Origin of the sequence: Streptomyces sp. NPDC126497 (genome assembly GCF_040302425.1) — a bacterium.
Lineage (GTDB): Bacteria > Actinomycetota > Actinomycetes > Streptomycetales > Streptomycetaceae > Streptomyces.
The window spans coordinates 17,728-33,600 of the sequence record NZ_JBEORT010000076.1 but is presented as its reverse complement, the minus strand read 5'-3'; the positions used below and the strand labels follow the sequence as shown (position 1 = coordinate 33,600).

The following is a 15,873-nucleotide window of genomic DNA, read 5'->3' as shown; positions in this document are numbered from 1 at the left end:
AAGCGCTCCGGGTCCGTTGGATCAGTCAATTCTCCAGCAACCCGACTCCGTCAGATCGTCGCCGGCGCGCCCCCGCGCGGGACGCACGGCGGGTGTCACGCCGCGTGTCCGCCGTCCACCGAGAACTCCGCGCCGGTGACGTAGGCGGCCCCCGCCAGGTGGGCGATCGTGTCCGCCACCTCCTCCGCCGTACCGAAGCGCCCCAGCGCGGTCATCGCCGCCTGGCCGGGCGCGTGGGGGCCGTCCGCCGGGTTCATCTCCGTGTCGATCGGGCCCGGGTGCACGATGTTCACCGTGATCCCGCGCCCGCCCAGCTCCCGTGCCAGGGCCCTGGTCAGCCCCACCAGCGCCGACTTGCTCATCGTGTAGAGCGTGCCGCCGGGACCGGGCACACGCCGGGTCATGCAGGTGCCGACGGTGATGATCCGGCCCCCGTCCGTCATGTGGGAAACGGCCGCCCGGGAGGCCAGGAAGGCCCCCCGCACGTTCACCGCGAGCACCCGGTCGACGTCGGCGGGGGACAGCGTCTCCACCGGCCCGAGCACGCCGATCCCCGCGTTGTTCACCAGCACGTCCAGCCGGCCCAGCTCCCGCACGGTGGCGGTCACCGCCCCCGCCGCCTCCTCCGGGTCACCGGCGTCCGCCCGCAGGGCCGCCGCACGGCGCCCCAGCGCCTCCACGGCGCGCACCACGCCCTCCGCCGCCTCCTTGTCGTTCACGTACGTCACCGCGACGTCCGCCCCCTCCCGCGCCAGCCGCAGCGCCGTCGCCGCACCGATCCCACGGCTGCCGCCGGTCACCAGGGCCACCTTGCCGAGCAGGGTCTTCCCGCGGTCCTTCACAGAAATGTCCGTCGTCATGCGTCCATTCCAGCGCCCGCGCCGCCGGCGCACCGGCGGCGAACGGACGTCGACCTGCCGCCCCGCCGATGAGTTGCGGCTCCCGGCGGAGTCCGAGCTGATGACGGCACACCCACACACACCGGAAGGCAGGAACCCGCCATGGGCAAGCTCGTGGTCACCACCTTCGTCACCCTCGACGGCGTCTACCAGGCCCCCGGCGGCCCCGAGGAGGACACCAGGGACGGCTTCGCACAGGGAGGCTGGAGCGTCCCCTACGGCGACGAGGACTTCGGCAGGTTCGTCGACGGGGTCTTCTCCCGCGTGGGCGCCTTCCTCCTCGGCCGCCGCACGTACGACATCTTCGCCTCGTACTGGCCGAAGGTGACCGACCCCGCGGACCCGGTCGCCGGCAAACTGAACGCGCTGCCGAAGTACGTGGTCTCCGGCACCCTCACCGACCCCGGGTGGGCCGGCACCACCGTGCTCCGCGGCGACCTCGCCGAGGAGGTCACCGCCCTCAAGGCGCGCACCGACGGCGAGCTCCAGCTGCACGGCAGCGGAGCCCTCGCCCGGTCCCTGTTCGCGCTCGACCTCGTCGACACCCTGCACCTGCTGACCTTCCCGGTCGTCCTCGGCGCCGGACGCCGTCTGTTCCCGGAGGGCTCGGTGCCGAGCGCCTTTCGGCACACCGGGGGCGAGATCACCGCCGCGGGCGTGTCCGTCCAGACCTACGACTTCGCGGGACGCCCCGAGTACGGCACGTACGAGCTCCCGGAGGACACCTGACACCGGCCGCACCGGCTGAGCCGCCGCCCGGCCGGCGGCTCAGCCGGGCTTTTGGCTCTCCGCGGCGGCGAACAGGGCACCGCTCAGCACCAGCAGGGCGATGCTCGCGAAGAGCTCGTAACCGTCGAAGGACGAGAACCTGTGGACGAGCCCCCAGTCCCAGTCGGCGAGCTCGCACACCAGACCCCCCACCCCCTGCACCAGGGCGAGGAAACCCAGAACCTCCAGCAATTGCTTCATGCCACCGACTCTCGCCCGGCGGACCCCCGCCCGCATCGGCCGCGGGGCGGGACCGTCCCGACGGAAGAGGGTGCTCCGCGCCGCCCGGAGCGCCGAAAGTCCACGGTGCCGCGACTTCGGTAGCCGATCCCGCCGGCGCGGCTGTGCCGGGGCCGCCCCCTGCGTAGATTCGTCGACCGTGACTGGTGACAAGGCGGCGCAGACCGCCCCGGTGTTCACGGGGCGCCGATGGTTCTTCCCGTCCGCCCTCATCCACGAACTCGACCCCGGCGCGGCCCGCTCCGGGCGACGGCCCCGGCGCACCGCGCGCGACTGGGCCGTCGACTTCGCCTGCTTCCTGCTGGCCGTGCTCGTGGGCCTGGCGGACACCGAAGCGCTCCGCGACAACCACGACGTCCCACACGGGCTGGCCGTCGCCGACCAGGTGCTCGGCGCGCTGTCCTGCGCCGCGGTCTGGCTGCGCAGGCGGTGGCCGTTTGCCCTGGCCGCCGCGATGGTCCCGGTCAGCTTCGTCTCGGAGACCTCCGGCGGTGTGGCGCTCATCGCCCTGTTCACGCTCGCCGTGCACCGGCCCTTCCGGTACGTGGCCTGGGTGGGCGGCGTCCACGCGGCGCTGGTCCCGCTGTACTTCTGGTGGCGACCCGATCCCGACCTGCCGTACCTCGCCTCGCTGCTCCTCTTCGCGGTGCTGCTGGGCGCGATCGTCGGCTGGGGCATGTTCGTACGGTCCAAACGGCAGCTCATGCTGAGCCTGCGGGACCGGGCGCGGCGGGCCGAGACCGAGGCGCGGCTGCGGGCCGAGCAGGCGCAGCGGCTCGCGCGGGAGGCCATCGCGCGCGAGATGCACGACGTGCTCGCGCACCGGCTGACGCTGCTGAGCGTGCACGCGGGCGCCCTGGAGTTCCGGCCCGACGCCCCGCGCGAGGACGTCGCGCGGGCGGCCGGCGTCATCCGGGAGAGCGCGCACGAGGCGCTCCAGGACCTGCGGGAGATCATCGGCGTGCTGCGGGCCGGCGACGCCGACGACGCGGGCCGGCCGCAGCCGACGCTCGCGGCGCTCGACACCCTGGCCGCCGAGTCCCGGCAGGCCGGCATGAAGGTCACCCTGGACCAGCGGGTCACCGACCCGGCCGCCGTCCCCGCCTCCGTCGGCCGCACCGCCTACCGCATCGCCCAGGAGGGCCTGACCAACGCCCGCAAGCACGCCCCCGGCACGGAGGTCACCGTGTCGGTCACCGGCGGCCCGGGGGAGGGCCTCACCGTGACCGTGCGCAACCCCGCGCCGGAGGGGGACGTACCCCGGGTGCCCGGCGCCGGGCAGGGCCTGATCGGCCTCACCGAACGGGCGACACTGGCGGGCGGCACCCTGGAGCACGGGCCCGCCCCCGACGGCGGGTTCGAGGTACGGGCCCGGCTGCCGTGGGGGTGAACCGGAATCATCTGGTCCGTGTTTCCCCGCTCCGTGCGGCCGTGATTACGTACGCGCCATGACTGCGATCAGAGTGCTCCTCGTCGACGACGACCCGCTGGTGCGGGCCGGGCTGTCCTTCATGATGGGCGGCGCGGACGACATCGAGATCGTCGGTGAGGCCGCCGACGGCGGCGAGGTCGAGGCGCTCGTCGACCGCACCCGGCCGCACGTCGTCCTCATGGACATCCGGATGCCGGCGGTGGACGGTCTCACCGCCACCGAGTCGCTGCGCCGGCGCGAGGACGCCCCGCAGGTCGTGGTGCTCACCACCTTCCACGCCGACGAGCAGGTGCTGCGCGCGCTCCGCGCGGGCGCCGCCGGGTTCGTCCTCAAGGACACCCCGCCCGCCGAGATCGTCGCCGCGGTGCGCCGGGTCGCGGCCGGCGACCCGGTGCTGTCGCCGGCCGTCACCCGGCAGTTGATGGCGCACGCGGCCGGCGCCGCCACCGACACGCGGCGCACGCGCGCACGCGCACGCGAGCGCGTCGCGGACCTCAACGACCGCGAACGCGAGGTCGCCGTCGCGGTGGGCCGGGGCCTGGCCAACGCCGAGATCGCCGCGGAGCTGTACATGAGCGTGGCCACCGTCAAGACCCACGTCTCCCGGATCCTGGCCAAGCTGGGCCTCAACAACCGTGTGCAGATCGCCCTGCTCGCCCATGACGCCGGCCTCCTGGAGGAACCCGGGGACCACTGACCTCAGGTGTACGCCGCCGTCGCCCCGCTCACCAGCTCCGTCGGCCGGACCGGTCTGCGCTCCCGCCGGGACAGCTCGCACGCCTCCGCGACCAGCAGCGCCCGCAGGGCCTCCCGCCCGTCGCACGGGTTGGCCCGCTCGCCCCGCACCACCTCGACGAACGCGATCAGCTCGGCCTCGTACGCGGGCCCGAACCGCTCCAGGAACCCGGTCCACGGCCGGTCCGCGGCCGGCGGCCCGGTCGGCTCGGTGGACGCGATCGGCGTACGGTCGTCCAGGCCGACGGCGATCTGGTCCCGCTCCCCGGCGAGCTCCATGCGCACGTCGTAGCCGGCGCCGTTCAGCCGGGTCGCGGTGACCGTGGCGAGCGTGCCGTCGTCGAGGGTGAGGAGCGCCGCGCCGGTGCCGACGTCGCCCGTCTCGCGGAACACCGCGGGCCCGGCGTCGGACCCGGCCGCGTAGACCTCCGTGACCTCCCGGCCGGTCACCCAGCGCAGGATGTCGGCGTCGTGGATCAGGGTGTCCCGGTACAGCCCGCCGGACTGCGCCAGGTACCCGGCCGGCGGCGGCTGGGCTTCGCTGCTCATCGCCCGCACGGTGTGCAGCCGCCCGAGCCTGCCCGAGCGCACCGCCTCCCGCGCGCCCGTGTAACCGGCGTCGAAGCGGCGCTGGAACCCCATCTGCAGGACGGTTCCGGCCGTCTCGACCTCCGCGATCGCCTGCAGCGTGCCGGCCAGGTCCGGGGCGACGGGCTTCTCGCAGAACACCGGCAGCCCCGCGCGTGCCGCCCGGCCGATCAGATCGGCGTGGGCGGACGTGGCCGCCGTGATCACCACGGCGTCCACCCCCCAGGTGTAGATCTCGTCCACCCCGGGCGCCGCCGTCCCGCCGAGCCGGTGGGCGAGGGCCTGGGCCCGTGCCGGATCGACGTCCGTGAGGATCAGCGAGCCGACCTCGCGGTGCCTGCTGAGCGTGTGGGCGTGAAGGGTGCCGATGCGGCCCGTACCGATGACCCCGATGCGCATGGAAACAAAGTGGGGCCCGCGCAGCCCCCTGTCAATGCGTATGTCCGGACAACCGGACTACACGACTTCCCGTCAACAGTCCACGGGGCTACGCTCGGCCCGTGCCGAAACCAGAAGTGGACCCGACCGTACAGCTGGAGCTGAGCGTGGACCGCGGCTCCCCCGTGCCGTTGTACTTCCAGCTGTCCCAGCAGCTGGAGTCCGCCATCGAGCACGGTGTGCTGACCCCCGGCACCCTGCTGGGCAACGAGATCGAGCTCGCCGCCCGGCTCGGTCTGTCCCGGCCGACCGTCCGCCAGGCCATCCAGTCCCTCGTCGACAAGGGGCTGCTGGTGCGCCGCCGCGGGGTCGGCACCCAGGTGGTGCACAGCAGGGTCAAGCGCCCCCTGGAGCTCAGCAGCCTCTACGACGATCTGGAGGCGGCCGGCCAGCGCCCCGGGACGAAGGTGCTCGTCAACACCGTCGTGGCGGCGTCCGCCGAGGTCGCGGGCGTGCTCGGGGTGGCCGAGGGCGGCGAGGTGCACCGGATCGAACGGCTGCGGCTCACCCACGGGGAGCCGATGGCGTACCTGTGCAACTACCTGCCGCCCGGCCTGCTCGACCTGGACACCGGACAGCTGGAGGCCACCGGCCTGTACCGGCTGATGCGGGCCGCCGGGATCACCCTGCACAGCGCCCGTCAGACCATCGGCGCCCGTGCCGCCACCGCCGACGAGGCCGAGCGGCTCGACGAGCGGACCGGCGCACCGCTGCTCACCATGGAGCGCGTGACCTTCGACGACACCGGCCGCGTGGTGGAGTTCGGCACCCACACCTACCGGCCCTCCCGCTATTCGTTCGAGTTCCAGCTGCTTGTGCGGTCCTGACAAAACGGCGTCACCTCCACCCTGAGTCGTCATGATGTCCGGACAATGTGACCGATGTCCGGTCCCCGCGCGGGGACGCCCGGTGCCCGTGGTCGAGAATGGGGCGTTTGGGGCCGGTGCGGTCATCGGCCCCTTGCACACGCAAGAGCACGGCAAGAAGGGCAAGTCCTCGTGGCACGGTTTTCGACCTGGGTGGGCATCGCGCTGGCGGGGGCGCTGACCCTCTCGCTCGCCGGATGCAGCAGTACCGGCGGCAAACGGGCGGAGGACGCCCGCGCGGCCGCGGCGGCCCAGGGGAGGGCGGCGGTGGACACCCCCCGCTGGACCTTCGCGATGATCACCCACGCGGGGGACGGCGACACCTTCTGGGACATCGTCCGCAGCGGCGCGAAACAGGCCGCGGTGAAGGACAACATCCACTTCCTCTACTCGCACGACGACGAGGCCCAGCAGCAGGCGCAGCTCGTGGACGCGGCCGTCGACAAGAAGGTGGACGGCATCATCGTCACCCTCGCCAAACCGGACGCGATGAAGGCGTCCCTCGCCCGCGCCCGCGAGGCCGGCATCCCGGTCGTCACCGTGAACAGCGGCTCGGCCGAGTCGAAGGAGTTCGGCGCGCTCACCCACATCGGCCAGGACGAGACGGTCGCCGGCGAGGCGGTCGGCGAGGAGCTGAACGAGCGGGGCCGGAAGAAGGCCCTCTGCGTCCTGCACGAGCAGGGCAACGTCGGTCACGAGCAGCGCTGCGACGGGGTGGCGAAGACCTTCGACGGCACGCTGGTCCGCCTCCACGTCAACGGCACGAGCATGCCCGACGTGCAGTCGGCGATCGAGGCCCGGCTGCAGGCCGACGCCGCCGTGGACGCCGTCGTCGCCCTGGGCGCCCCCTACGCCGACACCGCCGTGAAGGCCCGCGAGGGCGCGGGCAGCGACGCGGAGGTCGACACCTTCGACCTCAACGCCAAGGTCGCCGCCGGCCTGAAGGACGGCAGCCTCGGCTTCGCCGTCGACCAGCAGCCCTACCTCCAGGGGTACGAGGCGGTCGACCTGCTGTGGCTGTACCGGTACAACGCCGACGTCCTCGGCGGCGGCCGGCCCGTGCTCACCGGACCGCAGATCATCACCGAGGACGACGCCGCCGCCCTCGAGGACTACACGCAGCGGGGCACCCGATGAGCGCGACGACTCCCGACCTGTCCCCCGATGCGTCTGGAGAAAGGTTTCTGCGCAGCTCTTCGCCGCTCCAGCGGCTGCTGACCCGACCCGAGCTCGGCTCCCTCGTCGGCGCGGTCGCCGTCTTCTGCTGCTTCGCCCTCGCCGCCGACGGCTTCCTGCGCGCCTCCAGCCTCGGCACCGTCCTCTACGCCTCCTCCACCATCGGCATCATGGCCGTCCCGGTCGCCCTGCTGATGATCGGCGGCGAGTTCGACCTGTCGGCCGGCGTCCTGGTCACGTCGTCCGCACTGGTGTCGTCGATGTTCAGCTACCAGATGACCGCCAACGTCTGGGTCGGCGTCGGCGTGTCCCTGCTGGTCACGCTCGCCGTCGGCGCCTTCAACGGGATCGTGCTGGCCCGCACGAGGCTGCCCAGCTTCATCGTCACGCTCGGCACCTTCCTGATGCTGACCGGCATGAACCTCGGCTTCACCAAGCTGATCGGCGGCACCGTCTCCACCAGGACCGTCGCCGACATGGAGGGCTTCGCCACCGCGCGGGCGCTCTTCGCGTCGACGCTCACCGTCGGCGGCATGCACGTCAAGGTCACCGTGGTGTGGTGGCTCGCCCTGGTCGCCGTCGGCAGCTGGATCCTGCTGCGCACCCGCGCCGGCAACTGGATCTTCGCGGTCGGCGGCAACGAACAGGCCGCCCGCGCGGTGGGCGTCCCCGTGGCCCGGACCAGGACCGCCCTCTACATGGGCGTCGCCCTCGGCGCCTGGATCTGCGGACAGCACCTGCTCTTCAGCTACGACGTCGTCCAGTCCGGCGAGGGCGTCGGCAACGAGCTGACCTACATCGTCGCGGCCGTCATCGGCGGCTGTCTGATCACCGGCGGCCACGGCAGCGCCGTCGGCTCGGCGGCCGGCGCGCTGATCTTCGGCATGACCAGCAAGGGCATCGTCTTCGCCGAGTGGAACCCGGACTGGTTCAAGTTCTTCCTCGGAGCGATGCTGCTCCTCGCCACCCTGCTCAACACCTGGGTGCGCCGCCGCGCGGAGGCCTCGAAATGACCCCGACCGACCGCCGCCCGGCCCTCGTGGAGCTGTCCGGCGTCAGCAAGCACTACGGCACCGTCCGCGCCCTCGAGGGCGTGTCGCTGGAGGTGCACGCGGGGGAGATCACCTGCGTGCTGGGCGACAACGGCGCCGGCAAGTCCACCCTGATCAAGATCATCGCGGGGCTGCACCGGCACGACGGCGGCACGCTGCGGCTCGACGGCGAGGAGACCCGTCTCGCCTCCCCGCGCGAGGCCCTGGACCGGGGCATCGCCACCGTCCACCAGGACCTGGCCGTCGTCCCGCTGATGCCGGTGTGGCGGAACTTCTTCCTCGGCTCCGAGCCCCGCAAGGGCATCGGCCCCTTCCGGCGCATGGACGTCGACCACATGCGCCGCACCACCCGCGCGGAACTCCTCCGCATGGGCATCGACCTCCGCGACGTCGACCAGCCCATCGGCACCCTCTCCGGCGGCGAACGCCAGTGCGTGGCCATCGCCCGCGCGGTGCACTTCGGAGCGAAGGTCCTCGTCCTGGACGAGCCGACGGCGGCCCTGGGCGTGAAGCAGTCGGGCGTGGTCCTGAAGTACGTGACCGCCGCACGCGACCAGGGCCTGGGCGTCGTCCTCATCACCCACAACCCGCACCACGCCCACCTGGTGGGCGACCGGTTCGTGCTGCTGAAACGCGGCACGACGGTCGGCCACCACACACGGGACGGGATCACCCTGGACGAGCTGACACGGCAGATGGCCGGCGGCAACGAGCTGGACGATCTGCGCCACGCACTGCAACGCCCCGCTTAGGGGCGCGGGGCCGTGCGGCTCCGCCGCGCGGGCGCGGGCGACCCCGGCGCACCCGCACCCGGCCATGATCCGCACCACCCCCACCTGCCCCGCACCACAATCACCGCACCGGTGCGGCACAATCGCACACGATGAGCACCTACCGCGACTTCACCGCCCCCATCGGCTCCCGCCGGGCCCCGGTCCTGAGAACCGTCGGCACCCGGGAGCGCCGCTCCCACCTGACGGCGCCCCGGGTCCCCACGGTCGGCATCGACATCGGCGGCACCAAGGTCATGGCGGGCGTCGTCGACGCCGACGGCAACATCCTGGAGCGGCTGCGCACCGAGACGCCGGACAAGTCCAAGAGCCCCAAGGTCGTCGAGGACACCATCGTCGAGCTGGTGCTGGACCTGTCCGACCGGCACGACGTGCACGCGGTCGGCATCGGCGCGGCCGGCTGGGTCGACGCGGACCGCAACCGCGTGCTGTTCGCCCCCCACCTGTCCTGGCGCAACGAGCCGCTGCGCGACCGCCTCGCCGACCGCCTCGCCGTCCCCGTCCTGGTGGACAACGACGCCAACTCCGCGGCCTGGGCCGAGTGGCGCTTCGGCGCCGGCCGCGGCGAGGACCACCTCGTCATGATCACGCTCGGCACCGGCATCGGCGGCGCGATCCTGGAGGACGGGCAGGTCAAGCGGGGCAAGTACGGGGTGGCCGGCGAGTTCGGCCACATGCAGGTCGTCCCCGGCGGCCACCGCTGCCCCTGCGGCAACCGCGGCTGCTGGGAGCAGTACAGCTCAGGCAACGCGCTGGTCCGCGAGGCCCGCGAGCTGGCCGCCGCCGACTCGCCGGTCGCCTACGGGATCATCGAGCACGTCAAGGGCAACATCGGCGACATCAGCGGTCCGATGATCACCGAGCTGGCCCGCGAGGGCGACGCCATGTGCATCGAGCTGCTCCAGGACATCGGGCAGTGGCTCGGCGTCGGCATCGCCAACCTCGCCGCCGCCCTCGACCCCTCCTGCTTCGTCATCGGCGGTGGCGTCTCCGCCGCCGACGACCTGCTGATCGGCCCCGCGCGGGACGCCTTCAAGCGGCACCTCACCGGCCGCGGCTACCGTCCCGAGGCGCGCATCGTCCGCGCGCAGCTCGGTCCCGAGGCGGGCATGGTCGGCGCCGCGGACCTCGCCCGGCTGGTCGCCCGCCGCTTCCGCCGCGCCAAGCGCCGCCGGGTCGAGCGCCACGAACGCTACGAGCGGTACGCGGAGGCCCGACGCACCACCCGGGAGTCGCTGTGAGCGGCGAGCTCCCCCCGCACACGGTCCTCCCGGGCGAGCCCCGCCCGGCCGAGGACCGGCGGCACATGATCCGCCGCAGGGCGCTCACCCTGCTGATCATCGTGCTGCTCATCGGTGTCCCGGCCGGGTACCTGGTGATCTCCGCCAACCAGAGCCGGGCCAGCGGCAAGGACAAGGAGGCGAAGTACTCCGCGACCGGCCTCACCGAGGGCTGGCCGTCGAAGGTGCAGCGCCGCCTCTACCAGGTCCCCGTGCCCCACCCCGCCTGGTGGGTGGCCTCCTACGAGACCAACAACTGGAAGACCAGCCGCCTGTACGTCGAGTTCGAGACCACCGACGCGGGCCTGACCGCCTTCCTCACCAGCCTGGGCGTCCGGGAGGACGACCTGGAGCGGGACGACATCACCATCGGCGGACGCGACCGGGAGGTCACCGGCTGGACGTTCGACGGACCCGGCACCTGGTCCGGCCTCGTCCACGAACAGAAGGACCCGGCACCCACGCACGACGTCGTCGTCAACCACCACAAGCCGGGCTATCCGAGGGTGTACGTCGTCTCCCGCACCGTGCCCTGATCCCGCGCGCACCGGCCGCCGGGGCCGACTGTCGGACCCCACCCGTAGAGTCGGGGACGACGGGACCGACGGACGAACAAAAGGTGACGGGACGGATGAGCGGACGGGCGGTGACGGCCGGGCGGGACACCGCCGGGCCCGGCGGCGCGGACGGGGCGGACCTCCCCGCGCGGCTCGCGGCCGTCTTCCTCCCGGCGTCCCTCCCGCGCGAGGGACGCGTCGCCCTCTACGCCCCCGAGGGCGGCCCCGACGGCGCCGGGCTCCCCGGAGCGCCCGACGCCCCCGCGTCGCGCACCGACCTCACCGTCGTCCGCCCGCACGGCGCGGGCGTGCGCCGCAGGACGGTCCCCGCCCTGTCCCTCGCCGTCGACGAGGCCCTCCCGCTGCTGGTGCGGGCCCGGCACGACCCCGCGGCCCACCCCGCCACCGCCTGCTGGGGCGCCGCCGCCCTGCACGCCCTGCGGCTCACCGCCCGCGGCCGGCTGCTGCCCGGCCTGACCGCCGACGGCCACGACGCCTGGCGCGCCGGCCCGCTCGACCCCGACGACGTGGCGCACCTGCGCGCGGTGGCCGCCGCCCTGCCGTACGAGGGCCACGCCGTCCCGCTGCCCGGCCCCGGTCCCCTCCGGCTGCCCCGGCCGGAGGCGCTGGTGCGCGCCTTCCTGGACGCGGTCGCCGACACCCTGCCCCGCACCCCGGCCGCGCCGTACGCCTCGGGGCTCCCGTTCGCCGCGCGCACGGCACAGCGACTGCCCGGCGCCCGCGACTGGGCCGCCGAGGTCGCCGCCGGCATGGACGCCGGCGTGCGGATCTCGCTCCGCCTGGACCTGTCCGCGTACGACCTCTTCGACACCGGCGGGGGAGTCGGCGGGGACGGGAGCGCCGCGCGGAGCGCGGGAGCCGCGATCGTGCAGGTGCACAGCCTCGCCGACCCGACCCTGGTGGCCGACGCGACGGCGCTGTGGGCGGGCGCGGCGGACGACGCCTTCGGCCCCCGCGCACGGGTGGACGCGGCCCTCGCGGTGCGCCGCGCGGCCCGGGTCTGGCCGCCGCTGGACCGGCTCTCCGACCAGGACGTGCCGGACGTGCTGGCCCTGTCCGAGGAGGAGCTGAACGACCTGCTGGGCGTGGCGGCCACCCGGCTCGCCGCGGCCGGCGTCGCCGTGCACTGGCCCCGGGACCTCGCCCAGGACCTGACCGTCACGGCGGTGGTCCGCCCGGCCCCCGGTTCGGCGACCGACGGCACCGGTTTCTTCGAGAGCGGGGACCTGCTGCGCTTCGGCTGGCAGCTCGCCCTCGGCGGCGACCCGCTCACCGAGGCCGAGATGGACGCCCTGGCCGAGGCCCACCGTCCGGTCGTACGGCTGCGCGACCAGTGGGTGCTGGTCGACCCCGCCCTCGTCCGCAAGGCCCGCAAGCGGGACCTCGGGCTGCTCGACCCGGTCGACGCGCTGTCCGTCACCCTCACCGGCCGCGCGGAGGTCGACGGGGAGACGGTCGAGGCGGTGCCGGCCGGTGCCCTCGCCGCCCTCCGCGACCGCCTGACCGCGGGGGTGCGGCCCGCCGAGCCGCCGCCCGGCCTCGACGCCACCCTGCGCGACTACCAGCTGCGGGGCCTGGCCTGGCTGGACCTGATGACCTCCCTCGGCCTCGGCGGCTGCCTCGCCGACGACATGGGCCTGGGCAAGACCGTCACCCTGATCGCCCTGCACCTGAAGCGGGCCCGCACCGAGCCGACCCTGGTGGTCTGCCCGGCCTCGCTGCTCGGCAACTGGCAGCGGGAGATCACCCGGTTCGCGCCCGGCGTCCCCGTGCGCCGCTTCCACGGCCCCGACCGCACCCTGGACGGCCCGGACGGCGGCTTCGTCCTCACCACCTACGGCACCATGCGCTCCGCCGCCGGCGACCTGGCCGGGCGGGCGTGGGGCATGGTCGTCGCCGACGAGGCGCAGCACGTCAAGAACCCCCACTCCGCGACCGCGCAGGCGCTGCGCACGATCCCGGCCCCCGCCCGGGTGGCGCTCACCGGCACCCCGGTGGAGAACAACCTCTCCGAGCTGTGGGCCCTCCTCGACTGGACGACCCCCGGGCTCCTCGGCCCGCTGAAGTCCTTCCGCGCCCGGCACGCGCGCGCGGTGGAGACCGGCGAGGACGAGGAGGCGGCCGAGCGCCTCGCCCGCCTGGTCCGCCCCTTCCTGCTGCGGCGCAGGAAGTCCGACCCCGGCATCGTCCCCGAACTGCCGCCCAAGACCGAGACGGACCATCCCGTACCGCTCACCCGCGAACAGGCCGCGCTGTACGAGGCGGTGGTGCGCGAGTCGCTGCACGCCATCGAGAACGCGCGGGGGATGGGCCGGCGCGGACTGGTGCTGAAGCTGCTGACCTCGCTCAAGCAGATCTGCGACCACCCGGCGCTCTACCTGAAGGAGGAGCACGCGCACGCCGGAGGCGGCCGGCTCGCGGCCCGTTCCGGGAAACTCGCCCTGCTGGACGAACTGCTGGACACCGTGCTCGCCGAGGACGGCTCCGCCCTGGTCTTCACGCAGTACGTCGGGATGGCCCGTCTGATCACCGCCCACCTCGCCGAGCGCGCGGTCCCCGTCGAGCTCCTCCACGGCGGTACGCCGGTGCCGGAGCGGGAGCGCATGGTGGACCGCTTCCAGAGCGGGGCGACCCCCGTCCTGGTGCTCTCCCTCAAGGCCGCCGGCACCGGCCTGAACCTCACCCGCGCGGGCCACGTCGTCCACGTCGACCGCTGGTGGAACCCCGCGGTGGAGGAACAGGCCACCGACCGCGCGTACCGCATCGGCCAGACCCAGCCCGTCCAGGTCCACCGCCTGGTCACCGAGGGCACGGTCGAGGACCGCATCGCCGGGATGCTGGAGTCCAAGCGTGCCCTCGCCGACGCCGTCCTCGGCTCCGGGGAGTCGGCCCTCACGGAGCTGTCCGACCGCGACCTGTCCGACCTGGTGTCCCTGCGGAGGCCGGCATGACCCCCCGCCCCTCCGACGAGGCCCGCGAGGCCCTGCGCGCGGCCCGCGCCCGGACGGCCCGCGAACCGGCGGCCGCGGACACGCCGGAGCACCGGTCCCTGCCCGGCCGGCCGGCCGCCCCGGCCCCCGGCCGGCCCGACGGCCCCGGCGGCGGGTCCCGCCCGGGCGACGCGGCCCGTGAGGCGCTGCGGCAGGCGGCGCGGGCCCGGCGCGGTGCGGAAGGGCCCGCCGAAGCGGCGGAACCGGACCGCGAGGACACCGGCGCACCGGCGGCGGAGGGCGGGACACCCCCCGAAGAGGGGCCCCACGGCGACGCCCCGCCCCCCGCCGGCCCGCCGCCCGGGGCCTGCGGGGACACGGAGGCCGCCGCGGGCGGCCCCGTCGGGCACCACGCGCCCCCGCGCCCCGGGGACGTCGCGCGGGAGGCGCTGCGCTCCGCGCGTGAGGAGGCGCTGCGGGCGCGCCCGGCCCCCGGCGACCGTGCGGCGGACGCCGCGCCCCGTGGACGACGCGCCCCGTCGCCCCGGGTCCCGCGCACGACCCGCGGCGACCGGGCCGCCGACGCCCGGACCCGTGAGGTACGGGAGTCGCTCGCGGACGCCTTCCGCGTGCCCGGACCGGATCCGGGCACCGGCGCCGCCCCCGGCCCGGGCGGCGCCCCCGCGACCCCCGGCGACCGGCGCCCGCCCGGCGGCCCTCCGGCTCCCCCCACCCGGGACGGGGCCGCGGAGGACGCCGGCACGGAACCCTCCCGCCCCCCGCGGGAGACCGCGCCGCCCGCCCCCGTCCCCGCCGCGCCCCGCTCCATGGCCGCCCCCGCCCGCGACGGCGAACTGCGCCGCACCTTCCCGGCGTTCCCGCCCCGCGCCTCGGAGGGTGAGGGCTTCGCCGAGACCTGGTGGGGCGACGCATGGGTCACGGCGCTGGAGGAGGGCGCGCTGGACGCCGCCCGGCTCGCCCGCGGACGCGGGTACGCCGAGCAGGGCCACGTGGACGCCATCACCGTCACCCCGGGGCTCGTGCTCGCGTACGTGCGGGGCGGCCGCCCGCGGCCGTACCGCGTGCAGGTGCGGCTGCGGACGTTCGAGGACGCCGACTGGGAGCGGTTCCTGGACGCCGCGGCCGACCGCCCCGGCCACATCGCGGCGCTGCTGGACAAGGAGATGCCCCCGTCCCTCGCCGACTGCGGGGCCCCGCTGCTGCCCGGCCCCGGCGACCTCGTCCCGCGGTGCAGCTGTCCCGACTCCGGCCACCCCTGCAAGCACGCCGCCGCCCTCTGCTACCAGACGGCCCGGCTGCTCGACGCCGACCCGTTCGTGCTGCTCCTGCTGCGCGGACGCGGTGAGCGCGAGGTGATCGACGCGCTGTCCCGGCTCAGCGCCGCCCGCGCGGCCCGCGCCGCCCAGGGCAGGGAACCGGAACCCCTGCCCGGCATCCGGGCGGTCGACGTCCTCACCCGACGGGACCACGCCCTCCCCCCGCTCCCGGCCCCGCCGCCCCCGCCGCCGCACCCCGAGCAGCCGCCCGTCTACCCCGCGTCCCCGGGCGGACCGGACCCGTTCGCACTGGACCAGCTGGCCACCGACGCCGCCGCCCGCGCACACGCCCTGCTCACCACCGGCCGCGACCCGGTCGCCCGGCTCACCCTCTGGCAGGACGCGGTGCGGCTCGCCGCCGCCCGCCCCGGATCGGGGCTCACGGCCGCCACCCGCGCGCTGTACTCCTCCCTCGCGCGCGCCGCCGGCCGCACCCCCGCCGAGCTGGCGCGGGCGGTCGCCGCCTGGCGCCAGGGCGGCCCGACGGGCCTGGCCGTCCTCGAGGAGCCCTGGGACCCGCCGGCCGGCCGCTTCGACCGGGCCCGCCCCCTCCTCCTCGCCGCCGACCTCCCCGCCTTCCGCCCCTGGCGCAACCACCTCACCCACCCCCGGGGCCACGTCCAGCTCCGCCTCGGCCGCGACCACCTGTGGTACGCCTACGAGTCCGAGCCGGGTCACGACGACTGGTGGCCCCGCGGCACCCCCGACCCGGACCCCGTGGGCGCCCTGACCGGTCTGGACGCGCCGGGCGGCCCGTGACGGT

Annotated in this window: 14 protein-coding genes; 11 read left to right on the top strand and 3 right to left on the bottom strand. The window is 75.1% G+C overall.

Features of this window, described 5'->3' with window-relative positions; all coding sequences use genetic code 11:
- Positions 1-95: 95 nt before the first annotated feature.
- Positions 96-860: an SDR family NAD(P)-dependent oxidoreductase gene (locus tag ABTY20_RS26110; protein ID WP_351999490.1), complete on the bottom strand. Its 765-nt coding sequence runs from the start codon at positions 858-860 to the stop codon at positions 96-98.
- A 141-nt stretch (positions 861-1,001) separates the two neighbouring features.
- On the opposite strand from ABTY20_RS26110, the gene ABTY20_RS26105 reads away from it, so the two are divergent.
- A complete protein-coding gene (locus tag ABTY20_RS26105) occupies positions 1,002-1,628 on the top strand; it encodes a dihydrofolate reductase family protein (protein WP_351999489.1) in 627 nt (208 codons plus the stop codon).
- Positions 1,629-1,667: 39 nt separating this feature from the next.
- Here the strand turns inward: ABTY20_RS26105 and ABTY20_RS26100 are convergent, their stop codons facing one another.
- Positions 1,668-1,868 (bottom strand): hypothetical protein, encoded by a 201-nt coding sequence (locus tag ABTY20_RS26100; protein ID WP_351999488.1) that lies wholly within the window; start codon positions 1,866-1,868, stop codon positions 1,668-1,670.
- 178 nt (positions 1,869-2,046) lie between these two features.
- On the opposite strand from ABTY20_RS26100, the gene ABTY20_RS26095 reads away from it, so the two are divergent.
- On the top strand, positions 2,047-3,297 hold the full coding sequence (locus ABTY20_RS26095; RefSeq protein WP_351999487.1) for a sensor histidine kinase: 1,251 nt from the start codon (positions 2,047-2,049) through the stop codon (positions 3,295-3,297).
- 58 nt (positions 3,298-3,355) lie between these two features.
- Complete coding sequence (locus ABTY20_RS26090; protein ID WP_351999486.1) at positions 3,356-4,036, top strand: response regulator transcription factor; 681 nt, start codon at positions 3,356-3,358, stop codon at positions 4,034-4,036.
- Between the two features lie 2 nt (positions 4,037-4,038).
- Here ABTY20_RS26090 and ABTY20_RS26085 read toward each other — a convergent pair whose 3' ends face one another.
- Positions 4,039-5,061 (bottom strand): Gfo/Idh/MocA family protein, encoded by a 1,023-nt coding sequence (locus tag ABTY20_RS26085; protein ID WP_351999485.1) that lies wholly within the window; start codon positions 5,059-5,061, stop codon positions 4,039-4,041.
- A gap of 116 nt (positions 5,062-5,177) precedes the next feature.
- On the opposite strand from ABTY20_RS26085, the gene ABTY20_RS26080 reads away from it, so the two are divergent.
- The 8 genes from ABTY20_RS26080 (at position 5,178) to ABTY20_RS26045 (ending at position 15,869) form a co-directional block, all read left to right on the top strand.
- The gene (locus ABTY20_RS26080) at positions 5,178-5,927 is read left to right on the top strand and encodes a GntR family transcriptional regulator (RefSeq protein WP_351999493.1); all 750 of its coding nucleotides are present in this window, start codon (positions 5,178-5,180) and stop codon (positions 5,925-5,927) included.
- 171 nt (positions 5,928-6,098) lie between these two features.
- Positions 6,099-7,103, top strand: a complete 1,005-nt coding sequence (locus ABTY20_RS26075; protein WP_351999484.1) for a sugar ABC transporter substrate-binding protein — start codon at positions 6,099-6,101, stop codon at positions 7,101-7,103.
- Entirely contained in the window at positions 7,100-8,155 is a 1,056-nt protein-coding gene (locus ABTY20_RS26070; RefSeq protein WP_351999483.1) for an ABC transporter permease, read from the top strand. The genes ABTY20_RS26075 and ABTY20_RS26070 overlap by 4 nt, the downstream gene beginning before the upstream one ends.
- On the top strand, positions 8,152-8,946 hold the full coding sequence (locus ABTY20_RS26065) for an ATP-binding cassette domain-containing protein (protein WP_351999482.1): 795 nt from the start codon (positions 8,152-8,154) through the stop codon (positions 8,944-8,946). The genes ABTY20_RS26070 and ABTY20_RS26065 overlap by 4 nt, the downstream gene beginning before the upstream one ends.
- Before the next feature lie 131 nt (positions 8,947-9,077).
- The gene (locus tag ABTY20_RS26060; RefSeq protein ID WP_351999481.1) at positions 9,078-10,226 is read left to right on the top strand and encodes an ROK family glucokinase; all 1,149 of its coding nucleotides are present in this window, start codon (positions 9,078-9,080) and stop codon (positions 10,224-10,226) included.
- A complete protein-coding gene (locus ABTY20_RS26055) occupies positions 10,223-10,801 on the top strand; it encodes a sugar kinase (protein WP_351999480.1) in 579 nt (192 codons plus the stop codon). Before ABTY20_RS26060 ends, ABTY20_RS26055 begins: the two co-directional genes overlap by 4 nt.
- Positions 10,802-10,896: 95 nt before the next feature.
- Positions 10,897-13,794 carry an SCO1167/SCO6262 family helicase gene (locus ABTY20_RS26050; protein WP_351999479.1) on the top strand — a complete coding sequence of 966 codons (2,898 nt, stop codon included), beginning with the start codon at positions 10,897-10,899 and terminating at the stop codon, positions 13,792-13,794.
- Positions 13,791-15,869, top strand: a complete 2,079-nt coding sequence (locus ABTY20_RS26045; RefSeq protein ID WP_351999478.1) for an SWIM zinc finger family protein — start codon at positions 13,791-13,793, stop codon at positions 15,867-15,869. The genes ABTY20_RS26050 and ABTY20_RS26045 overlap by 4 nt, the downstream gene beginning before the upstream one ends.
- Positions 15,870-15,873 lie beyond the last annotated feature (4 nt).